At 66.1% G+C, this 25184-nt stretch carries 23 protein-coding genes; 9 read left to right on the top strand and 14 right to left on the bottom strand.

What is annotated here, in order from left to right; genetic code table 11:
* Positions 1 to 55: 55 nt before the first annotated feature.
* From AC5Y46_RS16465 to AC5Y46_RS16455, 3 genes are read right to left on the bottom strand one after another with little or no spacing between them, the layout of a single operon-like run.
* On the bottom strand, positions 56 to 682 hold the full coding sequence (locus tag AC5Y46_RS16465) for a cysteine hydrolase family protein (RefSeq protein ID WP_499992232.1): 627 nt from the start codon (positions 680 to 682) through the stop codon (positions 56 to 58).
* 11 nt (positions 683 to 693) lie between these two features.
* Complete coding sequence (locus AC5Y46_RS16460) at positions 694 to 1599, bottom strand: TIGR03619 family F420-dependent LLM class oxidoreductase (RefSeq protein ID WP_499992231.1); 906 nt, start codon at positions 1597 to 1599, stop codon at positions 694 to 696.
* Positions 1596 to 2711 carry an acyl-CoA dehydrogenase family protein gene (locus AC5Y46_RS16455; protein ID WP_499992230.1) on the bottom strand — a complete coding sequence of 372 codons (1116 nt, stop codon included), beginning with the start codon at positions 2709 to 2711 and terminating at the stop codon, positions 1596 to 1598. Before AC5Y46_RS16455 ends, AC5Y46_RS16460 begins: the two co-directional genes overlap by 4 nt.
* A gap of 103 nt (positions 2712 to 2814) precedes the next feature.
* Between AC5Y46_RS16455 and AC5Y46_RS16450 the strand changes: the two genes are divergently transcribed.
* From AC5Y46_RS16450 to AC5Y46_RS16425, 6 genes are all read left to right on the top strand, one after another.
* The gene (locus AC5Y46_RS16450) at positions 2815 to 4011 is read left to right on the top strand and encodes an amidohydrolase family protein (RefSeq protein ID WP_499992227.1); all 1197 of its coding nucleotides are present in this window, start codon (positions 2815 to 2817) and stop codon (positions 4009 to 4011) included.
* Positions 4012 to 4016: 5 nt separating this feature from the next.
* Complete coding sequence (locus tag AC5Y46_RS16445) at positions 4017 to 4973, top strand: acyl-CoA dehydrogenase family protein (RefSeq protein ID WP_499992226.1); 957 nt, start codon at positions 4017 to 4019, stop codon at positions 4971 to 4973.
* Positions 4970 to 6172: an acyl-CoA dehydrogenase family protein gene (locus tag AC5Y46_RS16440; RefSeq protein WP_499992224.1), complete on the top strand. Its 1203-nt coding sequence runs from the start codon at positions 4970 to 4972 to the stop codon at positions 6170 to 6172. The genes AC5Y46_RS16445 and AC5Y46_RS16440 overlap by 4 nt, the downstream gene beginning before the upstream one ends.
* Positions 6172 to 7707: a class I adenylate-forming enzyme family protein gene (locus AC5Y46_RS16435; protein ID WP_499992222.1), complete on the top strand. Its 1536-nt coding sequence runs from the start codon at positions 6172 to 6174 to the stop codon at positions 7705 to 7707. The genes AC5Y46_RS16440 and AC5Y46_RS16435 overlap by 1 nt, the downstream gene beginning before the upstream one ends.
* Before the next feature lie 131 nt (positions 7708 to 7838).
* Positions 7839 to 8882, top strand: a complete 1044-nt coding sequence (locus tag AC5Y46_RS16430; protein ID WP_499992309.1) for a zinc-binding dehydrogenase — start codon at positions 7839 to 7841, stop codon at positions 8880 to 8882.
* Positions 8879 to 9277, top strand: a complete 399-nt coding sequence (locus tag AC5Y46_RS16425) for a nuclear transport factor 2 family protein (protein ID WP_499992221.1) — start codon at positions 8879 to 8881, stop codon at positions 9275 to 9277. Before AC5Y46_RS16430 ends, AC5Y46_RS16425 begins: the two co-directional genes overlap by 4 nt.
* Positions 9278 to 9572: 295 nt before the next feature.
* On the opposite strand, the gene AC5Y46_RS16420 is transcribed toward AC5Y46_RS16425, so the two are convergent.
* From AC5Y46_RS16420 to AC5Y46_RS16390, 7 genes are all read right to left on the bottom strand, one after another.
* Positions 9573 to 10751: an amidohydrolase family protein gene (locus tag AC5Y46_RS16420; RefSeq protein ID WP_499944901.1), complete on the bottom strand. Its 1179-nt coding sequence runs from the start codon at positions 10749 to 10751 to the stop codon at positions 9573 to 9575.
* Positions 10752 to 10854: 103 nt separating this feature from the next.
* Positions 10855 to 12327 (bottom strand): class I adenylate-forming enzyme family protein, encoded by a 1473-nt coding sequence (locus AC5Y46_RS16415; protein ID WP_499992220.1) that lies wholly within the window; start codon positions 12325 to 12327, stop codon positions 10855 to 10857.
* Positions 12324 to 13124, bottom strand: a complete 801-nt coding sequence (locus AC5Y46_RS16410) for an enoyl-CoA hydratase/isomerase family protein (RefSeq protein WP_499992219.1) — start codon at positions 13122 to 13124, stop codon at positions 12324 to 12326. Before AC5Y46_RS16410 ends, AC5Y46_RS16415 begins: the two co-directional genes overlap by 4 nt.
* Complete coding sequence (locus AC5Y46_RS16405; RefSeq protein WP_499992218.1) at positions 13121 to 13936, bottom strand: enoyl-CoA hydratase/isomerase family protein; 816 nt, start codon at positions 13934 to 13936, stop codon at positions 13121 to 13123. Before AC5Y46_RS16405 ends, AC5Y46_RS16410 begins: the two co-directional genes overlap by 4 nt.
* Positions 13933 to 15180, bottom strand: a complete 1248-nt coding sequence (locus tag AC5Y46_RS16400) for an acyl-CoA dehydrogenase family protein (protein WP_499992217.1) — start codon at positions 15178 to 15180, stop codon at positions 13933 to 13935. Before AC5Y46_RS16400 ends, AC5Y46_RS16405 begins: the two co-directional genes overlap by 4 nt.
* A complete protein-coding gene (locus AC5Y46_RS16395; protein WP_499992215.1) occupies positions 15177 to 15983 on the bottom strand; it encodes an enoyl-CoA hydratase/isomerase family protein in 807 nt (268 codons plus the stop codon). Before AC5Y46_RS16395 ends, AC5Y46_RS16400 begins: the two co-directional genes overlap by 4 nt.
* A gap of 3 nt (positions 15984 to 15986) precedes the next feature.
* Positions 15987 to 17237, bottom strand: a complete 1251-nt coding sequence (locus AC5Y46_RS16390; RefSeq protein WP_499992214.1) for a hotdog family protein — start codon at positions 17235 to 17237, stop codon at positions 15987 to 15989.
* A gap of 110 nt (positions 17238 to 17347) precedes the next feature.
* Between AC5Y46_RS16390 and AC5Y46_RS16385 the strand changes: the two genes are divergently transcribed.
* Positions 17348 to 18154, top strand: a complete 807-nt coding sequence (locus AC5Y46_RS16385; protein WP_499992213.1) for an enoyl-CoA hydratase/isomerase family protein — start codon at positions 17348 to 17350, stop codon at positions 18152 to 18154.
* A gap of 7 nt (positions 18155 to 18161) precedes the next feature.
* Here AC5Y46_RS16385 and AC5Y46_RS16380 read toward each other — a convergent pair whose 3' ends face one another.
* Positions 18162 to 19028, bottom strand: coding sequence for an SDR family NAD(P)-dependent oxidoreductase (locus AC5Y46_RS16380; RefSeq protein ID WP_499992210.1), 867 nt, complete (start codon positions 19026 to 19028; stop codon positions 18162 to 18164).
* 93 nt (positions 19029 to 19121) lie between these two features.
* Here AC5Y46_RS16380 and AC5Y46_RS16375 point away from each other — a divergent pair, with 93 nt between their 5' ends.
* Positions 19122 to 20636, top strand: coding sequence for a class I adenylate-forming enzyme family protein (locus AC5Y46_RS16375; RefSeq protein ID WP_499992307.1), 1515 nt, complete (start codon positions 19122 to 19124; stop codon positions 20634 to 20636).
* On the opposite strand, the gene AC5Y46_RS16370 is transcribed toward AC5Y46_RS16375, so the two are convergent.
* The 3 genes from AC5Y46_RS16370 to AC5Y46_RS16360 all read right to left on the bottom strand — a co-directional run bounded on the left by AC5Y46_RS16370 (position 20617) and on the right by AC5Y46_RS16360 (position 24291).
* Positions 20617 to 22653: a PE domain-containing protein gene (locus AC5Y46_RS16370; RefSeq protein ID WP_499992208.1), complete on the bottom strand. Its 2037-nt coding sequence runs from the start codon at positions 22651 to 22653 to the stop codon at positions 20617 to 20619. The two genes, AC5Y46_RS16375 and AC5Y46_RS16370, sit on opposite strands and share 20 nt — an antisense overlap.
* 91 nt (positions 22654 to 22744) lie before the next feature.
* Positions 22745 to 23146 carry a Zn-ribbon domain-containing OB-fold protein gene (locus tag AC5Y46_RS16365; protein WP_499992206.1) on the bottom strand — a complete coding sequence of 134 codons (402 nt, stop codon included), beginning with the start codon at positions 23144 to 23146 and terminating at the stop codon, positions 22745 to 22747.
* Positions 23143 to 24291, bottom strand: coding sequence for an acetyl-CoA acetyltransferase (locus tag AC5Y46_RS16360; RefSeq protein ID WP_499992204.1), 1149 nt, complete (start codon positions 24289 to 24291; stop codon positions 23143 to 23145). The genes AC5Y46_RS16365 and AC5Y46_RS16360 overlap by 4 nt, the downstream gene beginning before the upstream one ends.
* Before the next feature lie 89 nt (positions 24292 to 24380).
* Here AC5Y46_RS16360 and AC5Y46_RS16355 point away from each other — a divergent pair, with 89 nt between their 5' ends.
* The gene (locus tag AC5Y46_RS16355) at positions 24381 to 25166 is read left to right on the top strand and encodes an HpcH/HpaI aldolase family protein (protein WP_499992202.1); all 786 of its coding nucleotides are present in this window, start codon (positions 24381 to 24383) and stop codon (positions 25164 to 25166) included.
* Positions 25167 to 25184 lie beyond the last annotated feature (18 nt).

The following is a 25184-nucleotide window of genomic DNA, read 5'->3' as shown; positions in this document are numbered from 1 at the left end:
CAGATTCCTCCTGAGCAGCGAATATGATCATTTACGCTCACTGAGAATGACGTTATCACCTGCCGGTCCAGGCGTCGACCACCGCCTCGGTCGTGGTCACCGTGGCCAGCAGCGCCAAACTGTTGTCGATGACCGTCTCCGCGTATTCACGTGGATAGCCACTCACTGCGTCGCGCGGCAACACGAACTGGTAGCTACGGTTCACCGCGTCCATGACGAAGTTCGGGATCGCGATGTTGACCGAAACACCCACGCCGACAATCGTCTTGACGCCCAGGTTGCGTAGCACCGAATCAAGATCGGTACCGCACATCGGTCCGACACCATGCGTGCGGGTAAGGACCAGATCGGTGTCCACCGGTCCCAGTTCCGGTAGCACCGAGGCGCCGGCGCTGCCCGGCGTGAGTTCGGCGGAGAAGGACTTGCCTGCCGCGAACAGTCGGGCATTGGTGTTGGATCCGCGGCCGTCGGGACGGCGCTGAACCAGGCAATGCACGACGGCAACGCCCGCCGCCCGTGCGGCGTCGAGCAGTTTGGCGATGTTCGGGATCGCCTCGCGGCGAGCCTCCTCGGCAAGCAACGGCAGGCCGGCCTGCGGACCGATCACACCCCCCTGGCATTCCTGCGTCACCAGCGCGGTGGTGAGGGGATCGAGCAGTTCCTGAAGGCTTGGTTGCGGCATGAGAATAGACGTTATCGCGCCGCGATGAACTCCTCGGCGAAGGCCCGGGCATGCTCGATCACCTCGGCCCGGTCTGCACCGGGTGGAGCGATGGTGAGCCACGTGACGCCGGCCTTCTCGAGCCGGTCGATGGTGGCATGGCGCTCGTCTGCCAATCTGTTGTCGTCCAACAGATTTCCGGCCGAGAAGCAGATGTCCAGCGGCTCGGTGCGGCCGATCTCGACCGCGTACCGTTTGGCCCAGTCGATGGCCGCTTCCAAGTCGTCGAGCGTAGCGATCTCCGCCGTCCGTGACGCGGTCGCGTAGCCGAACGTGTTGAACGGCGCCCACCCTTGGGCGCGCGAGACCGCCCGGCGGATGGCCGGCTTGCTGTTGCCGCCAACCCACACCGGTGGCAGGGTCTCGGGCAACGGGCGCAACCGGACCCCCCGGGATGCGAACGACGTGCCGTGATAGGCGATGTCCTCACCGGTCATCACCTTGCCCAGCACGTCCAGCGCTTCATCGAGCAACGCGCCCCGGTTGTCGAAATCGATTCCCAGCGCGCTGAATTCAGGCTTCAGATAACCGGCAGCGGTGCCCAGGATGAGCCGCCCATTGGACAGCACAGCAAGGCTTTGAATCGACTTGGCGCCCAGAAAGGGATTGCGGTAGGCCGCGATATAGACGTTGGTCAACAACTTGATGTCGGTCGTCGCGGCGGCGGCGAATGACAGTGCGACGAACGGGTCCAGGGCGTGGTGACCACCGTGGTCGAGCCACTTGGCGTCGGGCGCCGGATGATCGGTGACGTGCACTGCGGCGAAACCGCTTGTCTCGGCAGCCTTTGCGATGTCGGCAATGGCGTCGGCCGAGACGAACTCGGCTACCTTCTCGACTCGCTGGGTGGGCAATTCTAGGGAGAACGAGACGCTCACGTGAGTCCTTTCACTGCGGAGACAAGTACTGCCAGGCGCTGCGCGTGATAGTCGGGGGTCCCGAACATCAGTTGGGTGGCTTTGGCGCGGCGGACGTAGAGGTGGGCGTCGTGCTCCCAGGTGAATCCGATACCACCATGGATGCGCATGTTGTCCAGCGCAACCCGGAGAAAGGCTTCCGAACAGACCAGTTTCGCGACCGCGGCCACGGTGGCCAGCTGATCGGTCTGGGCCACGTCGGCCGCGTGCGACGCCGCCGAACGCGCCCCCTCGACCAGCACCAACATGTCCGCGCATCGATGCTTGACAGCCTGGAAGCTGCCGATCGGCCGTCCGAACTGGATTCGGTCCTTGGCGTAGCCGACGGCCATGTCGAGGCAGCGTTGCGCTGCGCCGACCTGTTCGGCGGCCAGTGCGACGATGGCGACATCCGAGGTACGCGCCAGTCCGGGCGCGGCAGCACCGTCGGTCCCGATCAACTCCGCCGCGACGCCGTCGAAGTCCACACGGGCGACCTTGCGGGTACGGTCGAGTCCGGCCAGCCGCGTGCGATGCAGGCCTTCCGCTCCGGCATCCACCGCGAACAGGGAGACGCCGGCTTCGGTATTTGCCGCTGCCAGAACGACATCTGCGGTATGCCCGTCGAGCACGAGCGGTGCCGTGCCATGAATCCGGTGGACGCTGCCGTCGCGCTGCGCGCGCAACGTCACAGCGTCTGGTTCCCATGCCCCGAGTCCGCCGTTGAGGATCAGCGTCGCGGTGCTCGTGCCGTCGACCAACGCCGGGACGTACCTCTCGATCGCGGTGCGGTCGGCGCTGGCCAGAAGCGCCGGGGTGGCCAGCGCGACAGTGGCGAAGAAGGGGGAGACCAGCAAGGCCGCACCCATCTCCTCCAACACCACCGCCAGTTCGGCGAGCCCCGCGCCGGCCCCGCCCCACTCCTCGGGTACCGCGACACCGGTCAGGCCCAACTCCGCGGCCAGCTGGTGCCAGGACGACGCGTCGAAGCCGGTATCGGTCGCCATCAGCTCGCGGACGGTGTGGCTGGACGATTTCTCCGTCAGAAAGTCGCGTACGACGCTGCGGAGGTCGTCGACGTCACTTGACGGCACGCGCTGCCTCCAACTGCCGGTCCGCCCCTCGAATAGGTGTAGCCGGATCAGGATAGTATCTTTGCTGAAATAGAGAATAACCATTCTCGCATGGAGGAGCCACGTGGTGACGAAGCTCGACTACGGGATATTCGATTGCGACACCCACTGCTACGAGACGCGGGACGCGTTCACTCGCTACCTTCCCAAGCGTTTTCACGACCGCGCGATCGCCCCGGTCGTCGCCGCCGACGGCAAGGAGGTCATCCTCGCCGGCCACCGGATCGCCACCTTCAACAGCGAGGCCGGACTGGGCTTCGACCTGGCCTACCGGCCGGGCTCGCTCAAGGAGATGCTCAAACAGATGGGCTCGGGCAACCCGGACGAGACCTATGAGCCCCAGCCGATGCAGCCCGAATACCTGGAGCGGGAACCGAGATTGAACGTGATGGCCGCACAGAACGTGGAACGTGCGGTCATCTTCCCGGCAGGTATGGCCTTGGCCGCCGAGCACTATGTCGACGACACCGAGGCGCTCTATGCCAATCTGCGCTCGTTCAACCGCTGGTTCGATGAGACATGGGGATTCAACTATCAGGACCGGCTGTACGCCACCGCGTTGTTGTCGCTGCGAGACCTCGAGTCGTCGATCCGGGAAACCGAGGCGATCATCGAGCAAGGCGCACGCCTGGTGCTGCTCCCGACGGGGCCTGCCTATGGGCGCTCACCCGGCGACCCGTACTTCGACCCGATCTACGCGCGGCTACAGGAAGCCGGTTGCACCCTGGTCTTCCACATCCAGCCGTACTGGTATTTCACGGCCATCTCGCCGGCTTGGGGGCACAGTCCCGACCCTGCCGCGTGGCACATGTCTGCCTGGCAGTGGATGAACATCTACGGGCAGCGACCGATCGAGGACACCCTGTCCGCGCTCATCTTCGACAACCTGTTCGGGCGGTTTCCCGGACTGAATGTCCTTGTCGCCGAACATGGTGCGGAGTGGGTGCCGCAGTTCTGCATCCACATGGACAAAAGCCGCGGGATGGGCCGCAACGGTCCCTGGATCGGCGGCAAACTGACCGAGCGCCCGTCGCAGATCTTCCGCCGCCACGTCGGCGTGGTCCCGTACCCCGAGGACGACATCCCGACCATCGTCGACCGGCTGGGCTACGACGAATGCCTGCTGATGGGTTCGGACTATCCGCATGCCGAGGGACTGGCCGAACCGGCCGATTTCGTCAAGCTGCTCGACCCGCTCGACGACGGCGCCAAGCGACGGATCATGCGCGACAACGCCGATCAGCTGCTCGCTCGGGGCTAGTACCTGTGCCGGACGACGACGTCGACCTGGAGTTGCTGCGGTCGTCGGCGCGCAAGTTCCTGGCGGAGCGGGCAGACAGCCAATGCATCGGCGCCCTGGCGGCGCTGGACTGGACCGGCCTGCTCGTCGACGAAACCCTGGGCGGTGCCGGCTGGCGCCCCGTCGAGTCGTGCGTCGTCGCCGAGGAACTCGGCCGGGCACAGGATGGCTCGGCGTGGTTCGGGACGGTGGTGTCCGCAGCCGCGGTCGCCGCGGCGCCCGAGGAAATCAGACAGCGTTGGCTGCCAGACCTTTTGCGCGGTGCCGTCACGGCCGGGATCGCCGTGGGAGACGGCACGCGAATCGTCCGTGGTGATGTGGTGGATCTTGTTGTGGCGTTGCGAGACAACGGTGTTTACCTCATCGACGGCGCGGGTCCACAGTGTCGCCGAGCTGACGGCGATCTGTTGGACGTCACCCGGCCAGTTTGGTCCGTCGACGTTGTCGGCGTGCCGAGTGTGCCGATCGGCCCGGCCGAGTTGGCGCGCCGGCTGTCGGCGGTCGCCCGCGTGCTCGTCGCCGCCGATTCGGTCGGCGCTGTCGCCATGACGCTGGAGCGGCTGACGTCCTACCTCAAGGAGCGCATCGCATTCGGGGCGCCGATCGCGAGCTTTCAGGCGGTTCAGCACCGGCTGGTGGAACTGTTCGTCTTCGTGGTCAAAGCACGCGCCATCGTGATGAGGGCGGCTCGCGCGCTCGCCGCGGGCGAGGACCGCGCGGCGGTGTTGACGACGGCGGCTCATGCTTTCGTTGCCGCGAAAGCGGCTGCCGCCGTTGATGAATGCATGCAGTTGTCGGGCGGGATCGGCTTCACCTGGGAGTATCCGCTGCACTACGAATTGCGGCGGGTGTTCGACAACGGGCATCTAATCGGCACCGCACGGACGAGCCGGGCCCTGTTCGCCGAGGAGTCTGGCTGGTGAGCGATTTCGGGTCCAGGCCGAGCGCAGAACAGTTGGCGGCGTTCAGAACTCGGGTCAGGGCACACATCACGCAACACGCGCCTACCATCGAAGCCCGTGAAGGGCATCGGGCGCCGAAGGACGCCGCGCAGGAAGCGCAATTGCGCAGCTGGTTCGCCGGATTGTTCGACGCGGGCTTCGTCGGTGCGGATTGGCCCGTCGAGTACGGCGGCAGGTCTGACCATCATCCGCTACACGACCGCATCGTCAGCGAGGAGATCCTGCGCGCCCGGGCGCCGCGCCCGGTCGACCAGGTCAATCTCGCTGCCCATGTACTGCTGCACTTCGGCTCCCCGGAGCAGAAGCGGACTCTGTTGCCGCGGATCCGCAGCAGCGAGCACGTGTGGTGCCAGCTTTTCAGCGAACCCGATGCGGGCAGTGACGTCGCCGCAATCCGCAGCCGCGGTGTACGGCAGGACGACGGCAGCTGGGTCATCGACGGACAGAAAACGTGGATCACCGACGGGCATTGGGCCGACATGGGTTTGGCGCTGATCCGGACGGATCCGACGTCGTCACGTCATCACGGCCTTTCGGTGTTCGCCGTCCCGTTGACTGCGCCCGGCGTCCAGGTCCGGCCCATCCGCACTGTCGGGGACGCGATCGAGGTGAACGAGGTCTTCCTGAGCGGTGTGGTGGTCGGTTCCGACAGTCTCGTCGGCGAAGCGGGTCAGGGTTGGTCGATCATCATGGCGGGTCTGGACTTCGAGCGCTTCGGTATCGGCGGCAACGTGGTGCTGCTCGAACTGCTGATCGACGACCTGGTGACGGTGGCGCGCCACGGGCACGTCGACGGCACGCCGGCGTGGGAGCACGACGACATCCGCCAGGCCGTCGCCGAATTGGGCGTCGAGGTCGAGGTGGCGAAGTCGTTCATCGACGACCATGTCGAGCGGTTGATCGCCGGCGCCGACCAACCCGGCGACGGCTCGATCGCCAAGCTCAGCTTCGCCGAGACCTACCATCGGATTTCTGCCTACGGCGCCGAACTCGCCGCCGCCACAAGCGAATCCGTCACGAACGACACGGAAGTGCAGCGAGCCAAACAGCGTCTGCGAGAATGCTGGTTGTGGTCGCGCGCCTATACGATCTCCGGTGGAAGCTCCGAGATAATGCGTAACATCCTCGCGAAACGTCGACTGTTGTTGCCGAGCGGCTGATGTCCGAAACGTATTGGGGCCTGGTCGAAACCGCAGCACAGACACACCCCGACCGCATTGTGCTCGTTGATGACTTTGGCCGCAGCCTCACGAATTCCCAGTTGCGCGAAGCAGCGGAGAAAACGGCAGCGGCGTTGGCTGCTGACGGAGTCCGCGACGGCTCCGTAGTGTCGTGGCAGCTGCCGACCACGATGGAGACGATGGTTGTCATGGTCGCTCTGGCGCGTCTCGGCGCCGTCCAGAACCCTATCCTGCCCATCTGGCGCGAGAGCGAAGTCGGCTTCGTGACAGCGCAACTCGGAACCAACGTGATCATTGTGCCGGGTGTGTGGCGCGGCTTTGACCATGTCAAGCTCGCCGGAGGCCTCGCTAAGGATAGGCCGATGACCGTGGTAGTGGTTGACCACGCGGCTCCGGTTGCCGACGGCCTACGGCTTCCGGCCGGTGACCCCGCGTTATTGCCCGCGCTGCCGACGGAAGCAACCCTGCCGCGCTGGGTCTACTACTCATCGGGTACCACCGCAGCACCCAAGGGCGTGCGGCACTGCGACCGCTCGGTGATCGCCGGGTCCGCTGGGGTGGTCGGCATGTTCGGTGCGTCGAACAGTGACGTCAACCCGATTGCCTTTCCTGTGTCACACATTGGTGGTGCGGCGATGCTGGCGGCGAGTCTGCTCACCGGCATGCGGCTGGTTCTATTCGACGTATTCGATCCGGTCCTCACACCAAAGGCGATCGCAGCGCATCGGCCGACGATGCTCGGCTCGGCGACCCCCTTCTTCGTGGCCTTCATGGCCGCGCAGCGCGAGCACGGCACGGATCCGCTATTTCCCGATCTCCGCGGTTGCGTCGGGGGAGGCGCGCCCATCACCGCTGAGTTGGGGCGACAAATTCGCGAGACCTTTTCCGTTGCAGGCGTTGCAAACTCATGGGGATTGACCGAGTTTCCCGTCGTGACCTCGCCCCCACCGGACGGAGAGCCCGCGATTCTTGATAACACCGTCGGTCGGCCCGTGCCGGGGGTGTCCGTGCGCGTCGTCGATGACAACGAGCGCGACGTCGACACCGGTGAGGAAGGCGAACTTCGACTCAAGGGACCGCAGTGCTTCCTCGGATACGTGGACGGCTCGCTCGACGCCGACGCCTTCGACGCCGACGGCTGGTTTCGTAGCGGTGATCGCGGGCGGATCAACGCCGACGGCAACGTCGTCGTCACCGGCCGCATCAAGGACGCGATTATCCGCAATGCGGAGAACATCTCGGCGCTGGAGATCGAGGGTGTGCTGGCCGAACACCCCGCGGTAGCCGACGTCGCGGTCATCGGTGTACCGGATCCTGTTACGGGAGAACGGGTTTGCGCCGTGGTGGTTGCCGAGGACGGGAGCGACGTCACGCTGGCCGAGCTGGCCGAACATTGTCAGGCGCAGGGGTTGAGCCGGCACAAATCACCGGAACGCCTGGAGTTGGTACAGGCACTGCCGCGCAATCTCACCGGCAAGGTGCTGAAGAACGAACTGCGGACGCGGTTCACGTAGGCCGCATGACTTCGTCCGCGATCTTGACTGGCGCGGAGACGCCTTCTACGGTCACTCCAGGATTCTGAGAACCCTATCTCGAATATCCGAAAATGTTGGACGGTCGGCGGAGGTGAGTCGCGTTGCGTGCAGTGGTGTTGAGAGGCGGCCGGCTGAAAGTCCGCGAGACTGCCGATCCCGTTCCCGGTCCAGGTGATCTGCTGCTGAAAACCCTCAGCACCGCGATCTGCGCTTCCGATGTTCACTTCATGGACCACCCCGAACTCGGAGTCGATGACCCGACGGGCCGCTCGCTCTACGACCCCGACCGCGACATCGTGATGGGGCACGAATTCGTCGGCGAGGTGATCGGCCACGGCCCCGGCTGCAGCGATGCGTTTCCGATCGGTTCCCGCGTCACGTCGATGCCGATCCGGTTGGTCGACGGCGGCACCGGCGGCCTGCGCATCATCGGTCAACACCCGGACGCGCCAGGCGGTTTCGGCGAATTGCTGGTTGTACCGGAGGTCACGGCCAGGGTGGTCGACGGATCGGTTTCCAGCGATGCCATAGCGGTCGTGGATGCGTTCGCGGTCGGCGAGTTCTATGTGCGTGCCGCCAACATTCAGCCCGGAGAGACACCGATCGTGATCGGCGCCGGAGCGATCGGACTGTCCGCGGTCGCGGCGCTGTCCGCCCGTGGCATCGAACCGATCATCGTCTCCGACTTCAAAGCGGAACGACGCGAACTCGCCGCGACGAGCTTCGGTGCGCACGTCTTGGTGGATCCGGGCGAACGGTCGGTGTTCGACGTGTTCCGCCAGGTGCGGGCCGAACACCATCGCGGCGGTCCGGCGGTCGTGTTCGAGTGCGTCGGCGCTCCGGGACTCATCGGGAACCTGGTCAAGGAGGCGGAGTTCTACAGCCGGATCTATTGCGCCGGTGGCTGGTACACCGGCGACACCCTCGACATCACCGAAGCCACCCGCAACGGGCTCACCCTGCAGTTCGGCGGTGGTCCTATGCCGCAGGACTGGTACGGCGTGCTCGAGGCCGTGGTCGAGGGCAGGCTCGATCCGTTGCCCAGCATCGGCCGGATCATCGGATTAGACGACGTGCCCGACGCTCTGGATCAGGCGCGCAGATCCGAGGGGCCGCCCCGGGTCGTCGTACACCCGAACGGAGACGTCGAATGACCGACCGCGACGAGCTTGTCGATCTGACGATTCGCTACGCCACTGCGATCGACAGTCGGCAATACCAGCTGCTCTCAACGGTTTTCACCGCGGATGCCGAGCTGGACTACGGCGAGGTCGGGCAGTGGACCGGAGCGGCAGAGGTCACCGAGTTCATGGACCTGGCCCATGCGGGGGCCGCGAACACCATGCATCGGATGAGCAACCAGGTCGTCGCCGTCGACGGTGACACCGCGACGCTGCGGACCTACCTCGACGCGTTGATACTCGCCGCAGACGGCTCTGGGGTGAATGCGGTCGGATACTACGACGACGAAGCGGTGCGCACCGGTGACGGCTGGCGGATCCGCAAGCGCAAGTTCACCTCTGTTCGGCTCGTCATTGTTGCCGGCTGAGAGTCGCTAGTCCTCGTCGCCGACCGGTCTGATCGTTGGGCCTGGCGAGGCGGTCGACTCGCCGGGAAATGGTGTTTGGCCGTATCCAGGTCCTACTCGCACGGCTTCGGTGTGAATCCGTGGCGTTGGTTGTGAAGTGACGGCTTTCGGGGTGAAGCCACGGCGGAAAAATTGGCGAAATACCTACCAGGATTCACGCGCAAAGCCCAGGATTCACGCGCAAAGCCCAGGATTCACGCGCAAGCCCAGGATTCACGCGCAAAGCCCAGGATTCACGCGCAAACGCGCCAGCCCCTCAGACGCCGATCAACTCCTTGAGGTTGCCGCCCATAACCCGGGCCGCGGTCGCCTCCGGCAGATCCGAGAGCTCCCTGACGAACTCCGCGGGCTCGGCCAGGCCTTCGGGGTGCGGGTAGTCCGAGCCGAACATCACGCGCTCGGCGCCCAGCACGTCGATGAGATGGGACATGTCCTCTTCGTGAAACGGGTTGACCCACACATGCCTGCGGAAGACGTCGCATGGGTGCTCGCTGAACTCCCGCGGCTTCTTGCGGTACACCCGGTCGAAGACCTCCATCAGTCGCTGTGCCCACGACCCGCCGTTCTCGACCACGCCGATGCGCAGACCGGGGAAGCGTTCGAACACGCCGTGGGCGATGAATGCCGCGAGCGTGTCGAAGATGTGCCGGCTCTCCTCGTAGATGAACCCGCGAAGCTTGGTCAGCTGGAAGCCCTGGAACTCGTCGCCGCCTTCCCAGTCGTTCAGGTAGCGGTCATATCCCGCATCGGAATTGTGCATCTGCACCGAGATGCCCGACGACTCGACGAGGCGCCAGAAGTCGTCGAATTCGGGCAATGCGGGGGAGCGAGAAGTGCCATCTGAACGCGGGACGGGGGCCGGCCGGATCAATACCGTCTTCGCTCCGTTGTCCAGGCACCACTCGAGTTCCTCGACGCCCTTGGCGGGATCGTTGAGCGAGATCGCCGGCACCGCGAAGATGCGGTTCTGGTAGTTGAAGGTCCAGTCGTCGCGCAGCCAGCGGTTGAACGCGTGCGTCACCGCGTGGGTGAGTTCGGTGTCGGATTTGGTGCGTTCTTCGAGCATGCCCGCCGTGGTCGGGAACATCACCGCGCCGTCGACACCTTGGCGGTCCATCAATGCCAGGCGCAGGTCGGGGCGCCGGAATTCATCGGGACAGCGGATCGGGTTGGCGAGTTCGCGCAGGGTTTTGCCGTCCGGGTTGATTCCACGGTAGTAGTCGGCCCAGGCGCCGGGGGTGGGGATCACTTCGTAGGTCGGGTTCGGAATGCACTCGGTGACGGTGCCGAGGATCTGCAGCTTCTTGCGGCCGTTGATGTCGACGAATTTCAGTGCCTCGGAGTACTTCTCCGGCAGATAGCGGGTGTAGGCGTCGATGGTCTCGTACATATGGTTGTCGGCATCCCAGACCTCGAATGCCCGTCCGTCCGCCATAGCCGCCTCCTCCGCAGGTTCGGAGATCACTATATCCGAATACGAGAACATATGTTCTCACACCCGGCCGGAGCCATGTGCGGGGCAACGAGATCAACTATTCTCAGTACCGCACAGGCGCCTGCGCCACGTCGGCGAGTGCCACGAGCTCACGTTTGACGACTTTGCCGACGTCGTTGCGCGGCAGCGTATCCACGAACACGATCCGCACCGGGACGCGATAAGGTGTCAATCGGCCACGGCACCAGGCCACCAGGTCGGGTTCGGTCAGCGACGGATCGGCACGGACCACGAACGCCCAGGGCACCTCGCCGAGCCTTTCGTCGGGAACTCCGACGACCGCCGCATCCCGCACGCCGTCCGCTCCGATCAACACATCTTCGACCGTGCCGGGAAACACCTTCAGCCCGCCGCGATTGATCATGTCCGACACCCTGCCGTCCAGCCACAGGAAGCCGTCGTCGTCGAACCAGCCGAGGTCGCCGGTGTGGAACCACCCGTCGTCGGTCAACCGGTCCAGGAAGGCGGGATCCACGTCGCGTGCCGCGGTGGTCGGCGTGCGGACCAGCACCTCGTCGTCGGCAATGGTCACGTCGATGCCCGGCAGCGGCCGTCCCACCGAGCCCAGTTTGGTTTCGCCCCATTCCCGCGCGTCGGCGGCCGACCAGCCGACGACTTCGCCGCCGAGTTCGGTCTGGCCGTAGGAGTTGAGCACAAGCACGCCGAACTTGTCCCGGAATCGGCGGGCCTGCGTCGGCGACAGGGGAGCGGTGATCGACCGGACGATCTTCAGCGGCGACAGATCGGTCACCGCTACGTCCTGCAGCACCATCGTCAACGCCGCCGGCGGCAACACCGCGGAACGCAGCTGGTGTCTGCGAACCAGCGCCGCGAAGTCAGCCGGCGAAAAGCGTTCCATCAGAACCACTCCCGAGCCAGCGCGAAACGCGAACAGCACCTGGTAGATTCCGGCCCACAGGGACAACGACAACGGCACCAGATTCGGCATCGGTGTCCTCGTCAGCGCGCCGGCAGCGGATTTGGGCCCGCGAAGTTTCGCCAGCAGCCGATCGATCAGGTCGAGCACGGTCGCGTGCCGCAACGGCACCGGCTTGGGCGGCCCGGTGGTCCCCGAGGTGAACTGCAGCAGCGCCACGTCGTCGTCGTACTGGCGGGGGTTGGTCAGGGGCCGCGCCGCGGGATCCGCCGTCCATTGCAGGTGCGCGCCGGTGACGACGGTCAGCCCGAAGCCGGAAAAGCGTTGCCGCAGAGCGGGAGTCGTGATCACCGCGACTGGCCGCAGGATCTCGAGCTGAGCGGCCAGTTCGGAGTCGGCGGCCCGTGGGTTGAGTGGGGTGTAGACCCCACCCGCCCGCCAGGTGCCGAACAGTGCGGCGACGGTGACCGCGTCGTTGGGCAACATCGCCGCGACGACCTGTCCGGTCGTCAACCCCGACTCGGTCAGCAGCGCGCCGAGCCCCTCGGCGCTCGCGGACAACTCGCCGGCAGTCACGTCGCCGACGAGCGTATGCACCGCTACGTCGGGCAATCCGTCGAGCAGGACGGCCAGGCTCATGAATCTGGTTCCAGTGGTTGCCAGTTGGGCGTTCTCTTGTCTGCGAATGCGGCGGGTCCTTCGTTCTGGTCCGGATGACCCCACATCGACGTCAGGTGCTCGGCACCGGCCCGGCACGCGTCGGTCAGACCGTACTCGAGCGCACCCCACAATGCCCGTTTGGTGGCCCGCATCGCGGCCGGCGAATTCCTGGCGATCTTTTCCGCGAGTGCCTGCGCCACGTCACGCAGCTTTTCGGGTGGATCGACGACTTCGCTGATCATGCCGAGCTGGTAAGCGCGCTGTGCGCTCAACCGCTCGTGACTGCCCACCAACGCCATCCGTAACACGGCCTCGGCGGGCACTTTGCGCATCAACGCGATGGTTTCCAGCGCAGAGACCTGACCGATGGACACGTGCGGGTCGACGAACGACGCATCAGAGGCGGCGATGACGATGTCGGCGTCAGCCACCCAGTGCAGTCCGCCGCCCGCGCAGACACCGTTGATGGCGGTGATGACCGGCTTTGCGACGTTGCAGTGCCAGCCGGTGAGTTTGAGGTCGAGCGTCCGCATCGTTTCCTGGAACTGCTGCACGGCTTCACCGTCCAGGTCCTCGACGTCCGCACCCACCTGGAAAGCCCGTCCGTTGCCGGTGTGCACGATGACGCGGACAGCAGGGTCGGCATCCAGATCCGCCCAGGCCCTGGGGAATTCGGCGCGCATCACGACATCGTATGCGTTGAGACGGTCCGGTCGGTTGTTGATGATCCAGCCGACGGGACCGTGCCGCTCGACGATCAGCCGCTGATAAGTCATCGGAGTTCCGCCACATCCGACAGCGGCTGCCACTGCGCAACGCGCTTTTCCCGCCACGCCCGCACACCTTCTGCGTGGTCGGGATGGTTGCGTAGCCGCCAGATCTCGTCGGCGGCTTCGCTGCGCGCCTGGGTCAAACCGACTTCCAGCGCTCGCCACAGCGCTTTCTTGGTTGCCCGCATGGCCGTCGGTGAATTGGTGGCGATGGCCGCGGCGAGCCGCTCTGCCGTGTGGCGCAACCGCTCGACCGGCACCACCTCGGACACCATCCCCAACTCGTAGGCGCGCTGGGCGGAGATGCGTTCACCTTTGCCGCTCAATGCCATTCGGGTGACCGCTTCCATCGGCGACTTGCGCAACAGGGTGATCGCCTCATAAGCCACCGCTTGACCCAGCGATACGTGCGGGTCGACGAAGGACGCAGTGTCGGCGGCGATCACGATGTCGGCGTCGGCCACCAGATGCAGCCCCCCGCCCGCGCACACGCCGTTCACGGCCGCGATGACTGGCTTCCACACCTGGCAGTGCCACGACGAGATCCTCAGCGCGGCATCCCTGGTGCGCCGGGAATGCCGTCGCATGGCCTGCTTGTCGCGGGCGACTTGCACGACGTCCATCCCGGTACAGAACGACCGGCCGTTGGCGGTGTTGACGATCACCCGCACCTCGGGATCGGTATCCAGGTCGGCCCATGCGGCTTCCAGCTCGTCGAGCATCAGTGCATCGAACGCGTTGCCGGCGTCCGGCCGGTTCAAGACGAGCCAGCCGATGCCGTCCGACTTCTCTACGATCAGGCGTTCGTAGGTGCTCACGAGCGCGGAATCTCTTTCCAGGGCTTACCCTTCCACGGATCCGGCTCCCTGGGCAGACCTAGTACCCGCTCGCCGAGGATGTTCTTGTTGATGTCGGTGGTGCCGCCTTCGGTCCCATTGGCCAGGCTGCGCAACATGCCATGGACCTCGGGTGGCAACTCGTCCGGATCGTCGCCGGCGGGCCACGCGACCGCGGACGTCCCCAGCAGGTCCACCATCAAATCTTGAATCTCCTGATTCAGGGTCGCCTGATGCACCTTGCCGATCGACGACGCCGCGCCGGGGGATTGTCCCGCCGAGAGCGCTTTGCGCACACGCACATTGGTCCAACCGCGGACCTGTTCCTGGGCCCACAGCCGCATCACCTTGACCCTGATCACCGGGTCGTCCCAGCGGCCGGTCTCCTGAGCCAGGGTGATCAATCGTTCAGCGCTGAACCCACCGAGACGGCCCATGCCACCGGATCCGGAGCCCGAGACCATCTGCCGTTCGCTGGACAGCGTCGCAGCGCTGACCCGCCAGCCGTCGTCGACGTCGCCGACACGATGTGCGTCGGGAACCCGGGCGCCGTCGAGAAAGACTTCGTTGAATTCGGATTCGCCGGTGATCTGGCGCAGGGGCCGTACCTGGACGCCGGGTTGGTGCATGTCGAGCAGGAAGTAGGTGATGCCCTGGTGCTTGGGTTGCTCAGGGTCGGTGCGGGCGAGCAGGATCGCGTAGTCGGCCTCGTCTGCCCAGGTGGTCCAGACCTTCTGCCCGGTGATCACCCAATCGTCACCGTCACGCACCGCGCGGGTCGCGAGCGAGGCGAGATCGGATCCCGCGCCGGGTTCGCTGAACAGCTGGCACCACTTCTCCTCGTTGCGCACGATCGGCGGCAGGAAGCGCCGCCGCTGTTCCTCGGTGCCGTGACTGAACAGCGCCGCCGCCGTATTGTTCAGGCCGAGCGGATTGAGTCGGGTCAGCCGCAGCGGCCGCAGCACTGCTTCTACGGCACCGGCGACTTCGGCGGTGACACCGAGTCCGCCGTGCTCGGGTAGCCAGGTGGGGACGACCAGACCCGACTGCGCGAAGACCGGGTACCACTGCCGGTATTCGTCGGGGCTGCGGTTGGCGCGTAAGGCGTTCGGACCCCGCGCGGCCGCCGACCGCCACGCCGCCGGTACCTGGTCGGCGACCCACTGCTCCACAGCCGCGACGGCCTCCGCGACCCCGCTGTTGCTGGTGATCGGAAGTCGTGTCATCGGCCCTGAAACTTCGCGTCGCGCTTGTCCCGAAATGCGGCCAGACCCTCGCGGAAGTCCTCACTGCGGCTGGACAACTCGAGTGCCATGGCCTCGTTCTGCAGATGGCGGTCGAGGTCGAGTCCATGGCCGCTGTGCAACAGCCATTTGGTCAGACCCAGTGCGACGGTGGGGGCTTCGCCGAGCATCGACACGAGTTCGGCCGCGTCGGAGTCCAATTGGTCCGCCTCGACACTGCCGTGGATGATGCCCCAGTCCGCCGCGGTGGTCCCGGATATCTCCTGGCCCAGCATCAGCAGCTGGCGGGTGCGGACCATGCCGATCAGTCGGGGCAGCAACCATGCCGCACCGCTGTCGGGGGTGAACCCGCGAGCCATGAACGGTTCCCAGAACCTGGCGTCGTCGGCCGCCACGCAGAAGTCGGCGGCCATGGCGATGTGAAATCCGAGGCCGGCCGCCCAGCCCCGCACTACCGCGACGATCGGCACCTGGGTTTGCAGCATCAGCGGAATGAGCCGGTTGGCCTTGTTGGGCAGCCGCCGCTGCGTGCTTCCGACTCGGGGTTTGCGTTCTGATTTCGCGTTGTTGGCGATCAGGTCGGAGCCGGCGCAGAAGTCCGGTCCCTGCGCATCGATGCGGATGACCCGCACCGACTCGTCTGTTCCCGATGCCGCGAGGTGGCCGATCATCGCATCGAGCATCACGTCGTCGACGGCGTTCCGGCGATCGGCACGGTCCAGCGTCAGCCGCAATATCGAGCCGTGTTGTGCGGCTTGAAGTCCCGGGACACTGCGGTACTCCATGCGTCAGCGCTCGGCGAACTGCGCGGACACCGCCGTCAGCAGCTCCGTCAGGTTGGTGGCGCCGGCGGGCGGGCGGGGCAGGCGAACCGGCCCGCGTTCACGGCTGGGCAGCAGAATCGTGGCGTGACCCGGTGCGGTGACCTCACCCCGATGATTGGTCGCGGCCAGCTCGAGATCGACGGCGGGACGGTCGCCGTCGGCGAGATACTTCCGCGCGATGATGCCGGTGATGGTGTGCACGTCGCCCACATAGTTGAACAACCGGAACTCGCAGTCGAGTTTCCACAACCATGCGTCGTCACCCATCCAGTCGGTGCACAGATGGATCAACCAGGTCTCGCGCATCCGACCGTAGTCGAAAGTATTGGGATTACCGGCGTTTCGCGCCGCACTCGGATCCCAGTGCACCCGCTGCTGCACATCCGGGACGCCGTGCTCGTTGAGCGTGTAGAAGCGGGGGATGCGCTGCCGGTTGCGCCACGCCAGTCGCAGCGGCCGGACACCGTACATCCCGGTGCCCATGCCGACGTGCCAGCACACCATGTCGGTCACCGTGAGTGGCCCTTTGGTCAGTGGTCCGACCTCGTCACCCTCGTTCACGTCCTCCCACCAGCGCGGGTCCGCACCGCGCACCGTCTCGCGCGCATACCGCTCGTCGAGTTCAGCGATCTCCTCGGCGGTCCACGTCTTCGGCTCGACAGCGTCGTATTTCTTTCGGCCCCGCGCCTTGCTGCGCTCGGTGCGAATCATGTTGCGGTACTGGCCGCCCAGGATCGTGCCCTCGTCGTCCCGGAACACCTGGGCCGACCACTCGTGGACGGCGCGCTCGGCGAACTCACTGGACTTGTCCAGCGCCGCCACCAGCGCATTACGCCGATACACCCGGTGATTCGCACGCAACGGGGCCCACCATTCCCGCGCCGACGAGGCGTAGAACGCGTGCACACCGCGCAGCGGGTCACCCTTGGTCAGGGCACGTTGTTCGTCGGACAGCGCGGCAACCTCGTCCTCACCGATCAGCGTGTCGCCGCCGACAAGAGCGGGCGGGGCGACAGACTCGCCCCAGACGGTCTTGGCCGCGTACTCCGGATCCGCCCACAACGGGTTGGAATCGCCGTAGCTCTCGGCGACATGGCGGAACGCGTCCTCGTTCGGACGAAAATAGTGCGGAGGCTGGGTGTGCGGAACGGCGATACCGATGGTGGCGCGCAATCGGGCCAGCCCCTCATCGGTGATCCGGCCGGTCTCGGCCATCGCACTGCCTCCTCGTTGTGGCCCGTGCGGTAGCCGGACTCGCAGCCAGACAGAGTGGAAATTAAGATACCCGAAAAGCGGAAACGCCGTTAACGCAGGGGTAGAGCGGTATGGGTGAAGAAGAATCCGGGATCGTCGTCAGGATCGGCGACGACGCCGTCGCGCGGATCACGATCGTTCGGCCCGAGTTGGGAAACTCCTTGTCGCCCTTGGCGCGTGACGCACTGACCGAAGCATTCGCGGAAGCCGGTGACAACCCCGGCGTGCGCGCCGTCCTGCTGAGCGCGAGCGGCACGCGGCACTTCTGCGCCGGGGCGGGACTGTCGGCGTCGGCGTCGCCGGCCGCAGAGAGACGTCCCGGTGACGTGGCGCGAATGTTGCAGCGCGGGTGGCAGCGGCTCATCGGATCCATCCTGGACTGCGACAAACCAGTTGTCGCCGCGGTCAAAGGCACTGCCGCCGGCGCCGGCGCGAGCCTGGTGCTGGCCTGCGACCTGGTCGTCATGTCCACCGAGGCAAGGCTTGTCGAGGCGTTCGTCCATCGCGGTATCCTGCCCGACTCCGGTGCTGTACATCTGCTGACGAGAATTGTGGGCCTGCGCAAGGCGACCGAGCTGTTGATGCTCGGTGAGCCCGTCGACGCAGCATCCTGCGAACGCCTCGGATTGGTCAATCGTGTGGTGGCGCAGCACGATACCGATGCGACCGCCGAAGAGCTCGCATTGCGGCTGGCTGCCGGCCCGACGGTGATGCTCGGCTTGACCAAGCGGCTGCTGGCGGTCTCGTCGGAATCGGGACGTGACCGTGCTTTCGAGCAGGAGGCGTGGGCTCAGGAGGTGGTGTCGCGCACGAGTGACCTTCAGGAGGGCTTGTCGTCGTTCGCCGAGCGGCGTCGGCCTCGTTTCTCGGGGCGCTGACGCCTGGTCAACCGGCGGCGGGTCCGCCCCGAATGGTGAATGCGGCGCTGTCATCGATCTCGTCTATCGACTCCGCCACTTTCTCCGGTGTCAGGGCGGCGTCTTGGATTCCCTTCGTCACGCCGACGAAGACCCGCGACACCTTTCCTCCGCCCACCGAGTAGATGTGCGCGGTGCGGTCGCAACTGGGATGAGACAGGTAGAGCACCACCGGAGTGACGAGCTCGGGGTCCATGACCTTGCCCGACTCGCCCATGATCGTCTCGGTCATCCGGGTGCGGGCGATGGGCGCGATCGCGTTGATCGCGATGTTGTTGCGGGCACCCTCGATCGCGAGTACGTGCATCATCCCGACCAGGCCCATCTTGGCCGCACCGTAGTTGGCCTGCCCGAAGTTGCCGAAAAGGCCGGTGCCGGAGGTCGTTTGGACGATGCGGCCGTAGTTCTGCTCCCGCATGACGGGCCAGACTGCCCGGGTCACGTTGAACGTGCCGATGAGGTGCACTTCGATGACCGCGTCGACCTGGTCGGCGGTCATGTTCTTGAACGCCGCGTCGCGCAGGATCCCCGCGTTGTTCACCAGGATGTCGACCCGCCCGAAATTGTCCATCGCGGCTGCGATGATCGCGGCGCCGCCTTCCTCGGTTGCCACCGAGTCGTTGTTGGCGATCGCGGTTCCTCCGGCGGCCACGATCTCGTCGACCACGGACTGGGCCGCCGACGCGGACGCGCCACTGCCGTCGACCGCGCTGCCCAGATCGTTGACCACCACTCTCGCGCCGCGGCGGGCGAACTCGAGGGCGTGGCAACGGCCCAACCCGCCGCCCGCACCGGTCACCACCGCCACCTGGTTGTCGAAAGTCATTGTCGGCATGGGGAGAGGTTACATTTACCCAATCGAGAACAGTCATTTGCATCGGAGGGCGTCGTGGGCCTGCTGGAGAATGCGCACCGGCGAGCTGCAGCGTTGCGGCCCCGCTACCGCGCGGCCGGATTCTGGTCGGCGCAGCCCGCGGATGCGGTTCGGCTCGCCGCGGCGCGGTATCCCGGCCGGCCCGCGGTCATCGATCGGCGTGCCGAACTGAGCTATGCCGAACTGGATCAGCGCATCGACGCCGCTGCTCGAGTGATGCTGAACGCCGGTGTGACGGCGGGCAATTCCGTCGTGCTGGTCGTCGGCAACGACGTCGAATCGACGGTGGCCGTGCACGCCGCGTTGCGCATCGACGCGGTGGCTCTGCTCGTGGCGCGCAGCGCGGGTGCAGCACAAATTGCGGAGATCGTCGCGCGGACGGGTGCCCGTTTCGGGGCGGCCCCCAACTGGGCGCCGTCCGGGGATATCCCCCTGCAGTGGATCGAGACCGTCGGGAGGTTGACCACCGGCGGTATCGAGCCGTCCCGCCCGGCCGACGAACCGTGTCTCGTGCTGTACACCTCCGGTACGACGTCGCGACCCAAGGGGGTCATCCACTCGCTGAGCACGTTGACCAAGGCCTCGGTCAATTACATTGCGGCGGCGGGGCTCACGGCGCAGGACCGGATCTTGCTGGTGAGTCCGCTGGCGTCGGTCACCGGGGTGGTGCAAGCACTGTTCATCGCGCCGATGCTGGCGATACCGGTGGTGCTCGAGGAACGCTGGGATCCGGTGTCGACCTGTGAGTTGACGGTCGCATCGGGTGCGACGTGGTACGGAGGACCGGATCGGTTGCTGGACAGGATGCTCGACGAGGCGGCGGCGCGGCGGTACCCGGTCCCGTTGCGTGCGGTGTTCCTCGGCGGCACCATGCTGGATCGGCGGATCGTCGAGCGCATCGAGGACGAGTTCGGCATCGTCGTCATGCGCGCCTACGGCTCCTCGGAGGTCCCGGTGAGCACGGCCGGTCTGCGCGGCGAGCCCCGAGACACCAGGCATGCCGACGACGGCGTGGCCCTCGCCGACGTCGAGGTGCGGGTCGGGTCGCCGGCGGATCCGAACGAGTGTTGTATCCGGGGTCCGCATGCGTTCCTCGGCTATACCGAAAGCGCCGACGACAAGCCTGCCTTCGATGGCGACTGGTTTCGGACCGGTGATGTCGCCGAAATCGCCGACGGCCGGGTGCGTGTCGTCGGCCGGATCAAAGACATCGTGATCCGCAACGGCATGAAAATCCCGGTCGCCGAGGTGGAAGAGGTGGTGTCCGGGATCGCCGGGGTCCGTGAGTGTGCCGCTTATCCGGTGGCCGACACCACGACCGGTGAGCGCCTCGCGCTGGCTATCGTGCTAAGACCGGGGGTCGAACTGTCTCTGGGTGACGTCGCCGCGGCGCTGCTGTCCCGTGGACTGCCGAAATTCAAACTGCCCGAGGAACTGGTGATCTGGGCAGAACCGTTGCCGGTCAACGCCAACGGCAAGGTCGAGCGCAGGAAGCTCGCCGCGCTGGCGGCGGGTCGGCCCCGGTTGGTCGCCGAACGCCTGGGCGAGTCTAGCTGTGGAACGGGTTGAGTATCGGGGGGATGATCTGGTTGCCGGTCACACCGGTGAACCGGACGGCGATCTGTGCGGGGATGTTCACCGTCTGGTAGACCCCGGCGCCGATCCAGGACACCGGTAGCTGCAAGAAGTCCGGCATCGCGTCGACGATGCCTTGGATCGGTTCGTACATGAAGTACGGAATCGAGGACGCGATGGTCCGCAACCCCAGTCGGAGGTTGTCCGGCACATCGGGGTAGCCCTGGGCGGCGAAGTCGGCGCTGAGGACACTGAACAGGTTGGCGCCGGGATCGACGTAGGTGCCGGCGTAGACCGGCGACGTCACCGGCGCACCCTGCATATAGCCCGGCGTCGGAAGGCTGAACTGATCCAGAATCGTCGGCGTAGTGCTCACGATCTGCCACGAGTTGTTGATCCAGCCGTCTGTCGTGAGCGGGTTGGCGTACGCCTGGTCGAAGATCACGTATGACGCTGTCTCCAAAGGTGATTGGAAGCCGTGGGTGATGCCGAAGGGCTGGGGCGGTCCTACCTCTCCGTGGTCGGTGACCACCATCACGGTCCATTCCTCGCCGTTGTTGGAAAGGTCGGCCTCCCAGTCGGCGACCGCACCCAACAGGCCTCGGGTCGCCTCGGGCTGCCCCGCCAACTCGAGGCCGAGGTTGGCGTCCATGTTTCGCAGCGCCTGTGCGTACTGCGGCGAATCACCGCCCCATGCATGGGCGTTCACGTCCGGCCCGGTGAAGTACGCGAAGATCAGATTGCCCTTGTCCGGGTCGGCTGCCAGGATCGCGGCCTGGGCCTTCTGGCCGACCAGGTCCGTCGTCGCCAGCCAGTCCGGGTCGCCCGCGACCTGCGGGACGAATTCGATGTTGTCGGCGGGGTTGGAGCCCGCGGCGGCGATCTCGGTGATGACGTTCCAGTCGGCGATGACCGTGGTGTTGACCTGGTCGCCGTAGGCGTTCTCGAGGTGGTTGTACACGGTCGGCCAGTCGTCGTACGTCCACGGTGTGAAGATGTTGTTGCTCACGCCCGTCGTCTCGCCCCACACACCGGTCTGGATGGTGGTCCAGGACGGGTTGGAGATGGTGGTGTGCCCAATGATCGTCGACGCGGAAGTGGTGCTCTGCGTCATCAGGGCGTGGAAGTTGGGCGTCCCCGTGGGGCCGGCACCCAGCGCCAGGATCCTGCTCAGATTCGTGCCGTCGGTGCCGATCAGCAGGAAATTCGCGTCCGGAGTGGCCAGAGCGTAAGCGGCCGCGGCTTGTGTCTCTGTCACATACAACACCGAGGAGACGTTCCCGGTCGCGCCGGTCGCGCCTGGTGCGCCGAACAAATAGGCTGCGCCGCCGGTTCCACCGGTTCCGCCGGGGATCGGTATGTTGTTGCCGGGCACCGTCAAGCTGAACAGGTTGCCGCCGAGTCCTCCGGTGCCGCCGGCCCCGCCGTTCCCCCACAACAACCCGCCCGTGCCACCGGCACCGCCGGCCGCGCCACGCAGACCACCGGTGCCGCCGATACCGCCAGTGCCGAACAGTCCGGCGTTGCCGCCGCGCCCGCCCGCCTGCCCCGGCGAACCCGACCCGCCCGCGCCGCCGTTGCCCCACAGAATCCCGCCGTCTCCACCGGCCTGCCCGGTGCCGGCCACGCCGTTGACGCCGTCACCGATCAAGGGACGCCCCAGGAAGAGATTCGTGGGCGCATTGATCGCGCCCAAGATGGGGTCGACGAGGGGCTGCAACGGACCGGCGTTGATCGCCTCGGCGGAGGCATAAGCCTTGCTGGCGTTGGCCAGTGCCTGCACGAATTGCTCGTGGAACGCGGCCGCCTGCAGGCTGGCCGCTCCGTATGCCTGGGCGTGACCGGAGAACAGCGAGGCGATCGCCGCCGACACTTCGTCGGCCGCAGCGGCCAGCACGGTATTCGTCGGAGCCAACGCCGCCTGGTTGGCCGCCCAGATCGCGGAGCCGATACCCGCCGCGTCTGCGACTGCTGCCGTCAAGAGGTTTGGTGCGGTGATCAGATACGACATCGTTGTCCTCCAACCCGGCCATCGAGAAATACGGCGACACCCATAGTCGCACGATTCAGCCCGCCGCGGATAGCCGCCGAAGAGCGCTATATCAATGGCTGGCGGCATGGAACACCGGGACGACGAAACCGTCGTCGTCCCGGCGGAATGCTACGACCAATTCCATTCCGGCAGTGAGCTTTTCGGGAGGGTAGTTCTCAACGACCGTCATCAGACGCGGACCCTCCTCAAGATCCACCATGGCCAACACGTAGGGCGTCCGCGCGTGGAACGGTGCCGCGTTCTGATGAACCACGCTCCACGTGTAGAGCCGGGCGCGCCCGGTCGCGGGCGTCAACTCGACGTCCTCGCTCCAGCAGTGCGGACAGAACGGCCGGACATACAACGACGCCCGCCGGCAGGACCGGCACGTGTTGACCGTCAACGTCTGGTCCTGGACTGCGGCCCACCAGGCTTGGCTGTCGGCGTCGATGGTCGGCCGGTCCGCGCTCAATACTGCCTCCCGAGGATCATTGTGGCGCTGTGGGTGAAGAAACCGCCCATCGCGTGCACACAGGCCAGCCTCGCATCGGGGACCTGACGGGCGCCGCACTCGCCCCGAAGTTGCCGCACCGCCTCCACCATCAAGAACATCCCCCGCATCCCCGGATGGCACGAAGCCAGGCCGCCGCCGTCGGTGTTGGTGGGCAGCGCCCCGCCGGGCCGCAGCGCGCCTGATCCGATGAACGTTCCGCCTTCGCCTTTGGCGCAGAAACCCAGGTCCTCCACGGTCAGCAGAACGGTCGAGGTGAACGAGTCGTAGAGCTGGCACACGTCGATGTCTGCCGGAGTGACACCCGCTTGCGCGAACGCCCGAGGCCCTGAGACCGCGGCCGGCGAAGTGGTGAAGTCCGGCCACTGGCCCATGCTCACGTGTGACGTCGCGTCTGCCGCACCGAGAATCCAAATCGGTTCCCGTGCGCAGTCTTTGGCTACCCGCTCGCTGGCCAGCACCAGCGCGCCACCGCCGTCGGTGCGCAGGCAGACGTGCTTAGCGGTGAACGGATCGGCCAGCATCGGCGCGGCCGCGACGTCTGCCGCGGTGATGCGTTCACGGTCGAACGCGTCCTCGTTCATCGCCGACCATTCGTGTGCCGCAACGGCGACTTCGGCCAGTTGTTCGGTGCTGGTACCGAATTCGATCATGTGACGCCTGGCCGCCACGGCGTACTTGGCGATCAGCGTCGCGCCGTAGGGTGCCTCGTATTGCAGCGCGCCTGCGGTACCGATGGCCGCGGCCGATGCGCGGGTCTGACGCTTGACGTCCGATCGTGCGGTCGACCCGTAAGTCAACAACGCGACGTCGATCTCGCCGGTGGCGATGGCCGCCGCCGCGTGCCGCGCCATCACCTCCCACGACGAGCCGCCGACGTTGGTCGCGTCGACCCAGGCGGGTCGCAGGCCGAGGTATTCGCTGACTTCCACCGGCGGCAGCAAGGTTCCGTGACCGCCGAATCCGTCGATATCGTCTTTGGTGAGGCCCGCGTCTGCGATCGCCCGGCGCGAGGACTGGGCCATCAGAGCCATGGCGGTCTTGTCGGGGACCCGGCCGCAATCGGACAGCGCGACCCCTACGATTGCGACGCGGTCCGACGGCATAGCTATGGTTACCACACCGGGCCAGCCGCCGATAACGGCCATTCACCGGAATACGCAAGAGCTATTCTCGCATCGGCTACGGTGAGGCTATGACCCGAGCCTTGCGTGACGCACTGCGCGGTGAGGCGCTGGTGCTGTGTCTGGCGCTGCAGAGTTCGCGCACCCCGGAGGTACCCGCCATAGCGGCGGCTTGCGGGTACGACGCCGTCTACGTCGATCTCGAACACACCGCCACCTCCCTGGAGACAACGCAGTTGCTCTGCGCCGGCGCGCTGGGTGCCGGCATCTCCGGCCTGGTTCGGGTGCCCTCCCACGACGCGAGCCTGATCGCCCGGGTGCTGGACGTGGGTGCCGTGGGAGTCATTGTGCCGCACATTGATTCGAGCCAAAAGGCTGCGGACGTCGTTAGCGCGGCACGCTTTCCGCCGGTAGGTCACCGGTCGATCTCGGGCCCCAACCTGGTCAGCGGTTACGCGCCGCGGACGGCTGCGGAACTGGCCGAGGTGTTGGAACGTCAGACTGTCGTGGCCGTGATGATCGAAACACGCGCGGGAGTAGCGGCCTGTGACTCGATCGCGGCGGTCGACGGCATCGACATGATCCTGATCGGACCGAGTGATCTGACCGCCGAGATGGGCATTCACGGGCAGTATGAGAATGATCATTTCCACCGTGCCGTAGAATCGGTCGCGGCGGCCTGTCGTAGCCACGGCGTGGCGCTCGGTGTGGCTGGCATCAAGTCCGTTGACCTGCTGGAACGCTTTGTAGGACTGGGATTGCGATTCATCTCGGCGGGGACGGACATCGGGATGATGACCGAAGCGGCCGCGGCCCGCGCGTCGGCGCTTCGCGAACTGGAGGGGCCGTCGGAGTAGGCGACGCCACGACAACAG

The organism is Mycobacterium sp. NGS59, from assembly GCF_059812345.1.
This window is presented reverse-complemented; position numbering and strand designations above follow the sequence as displayed.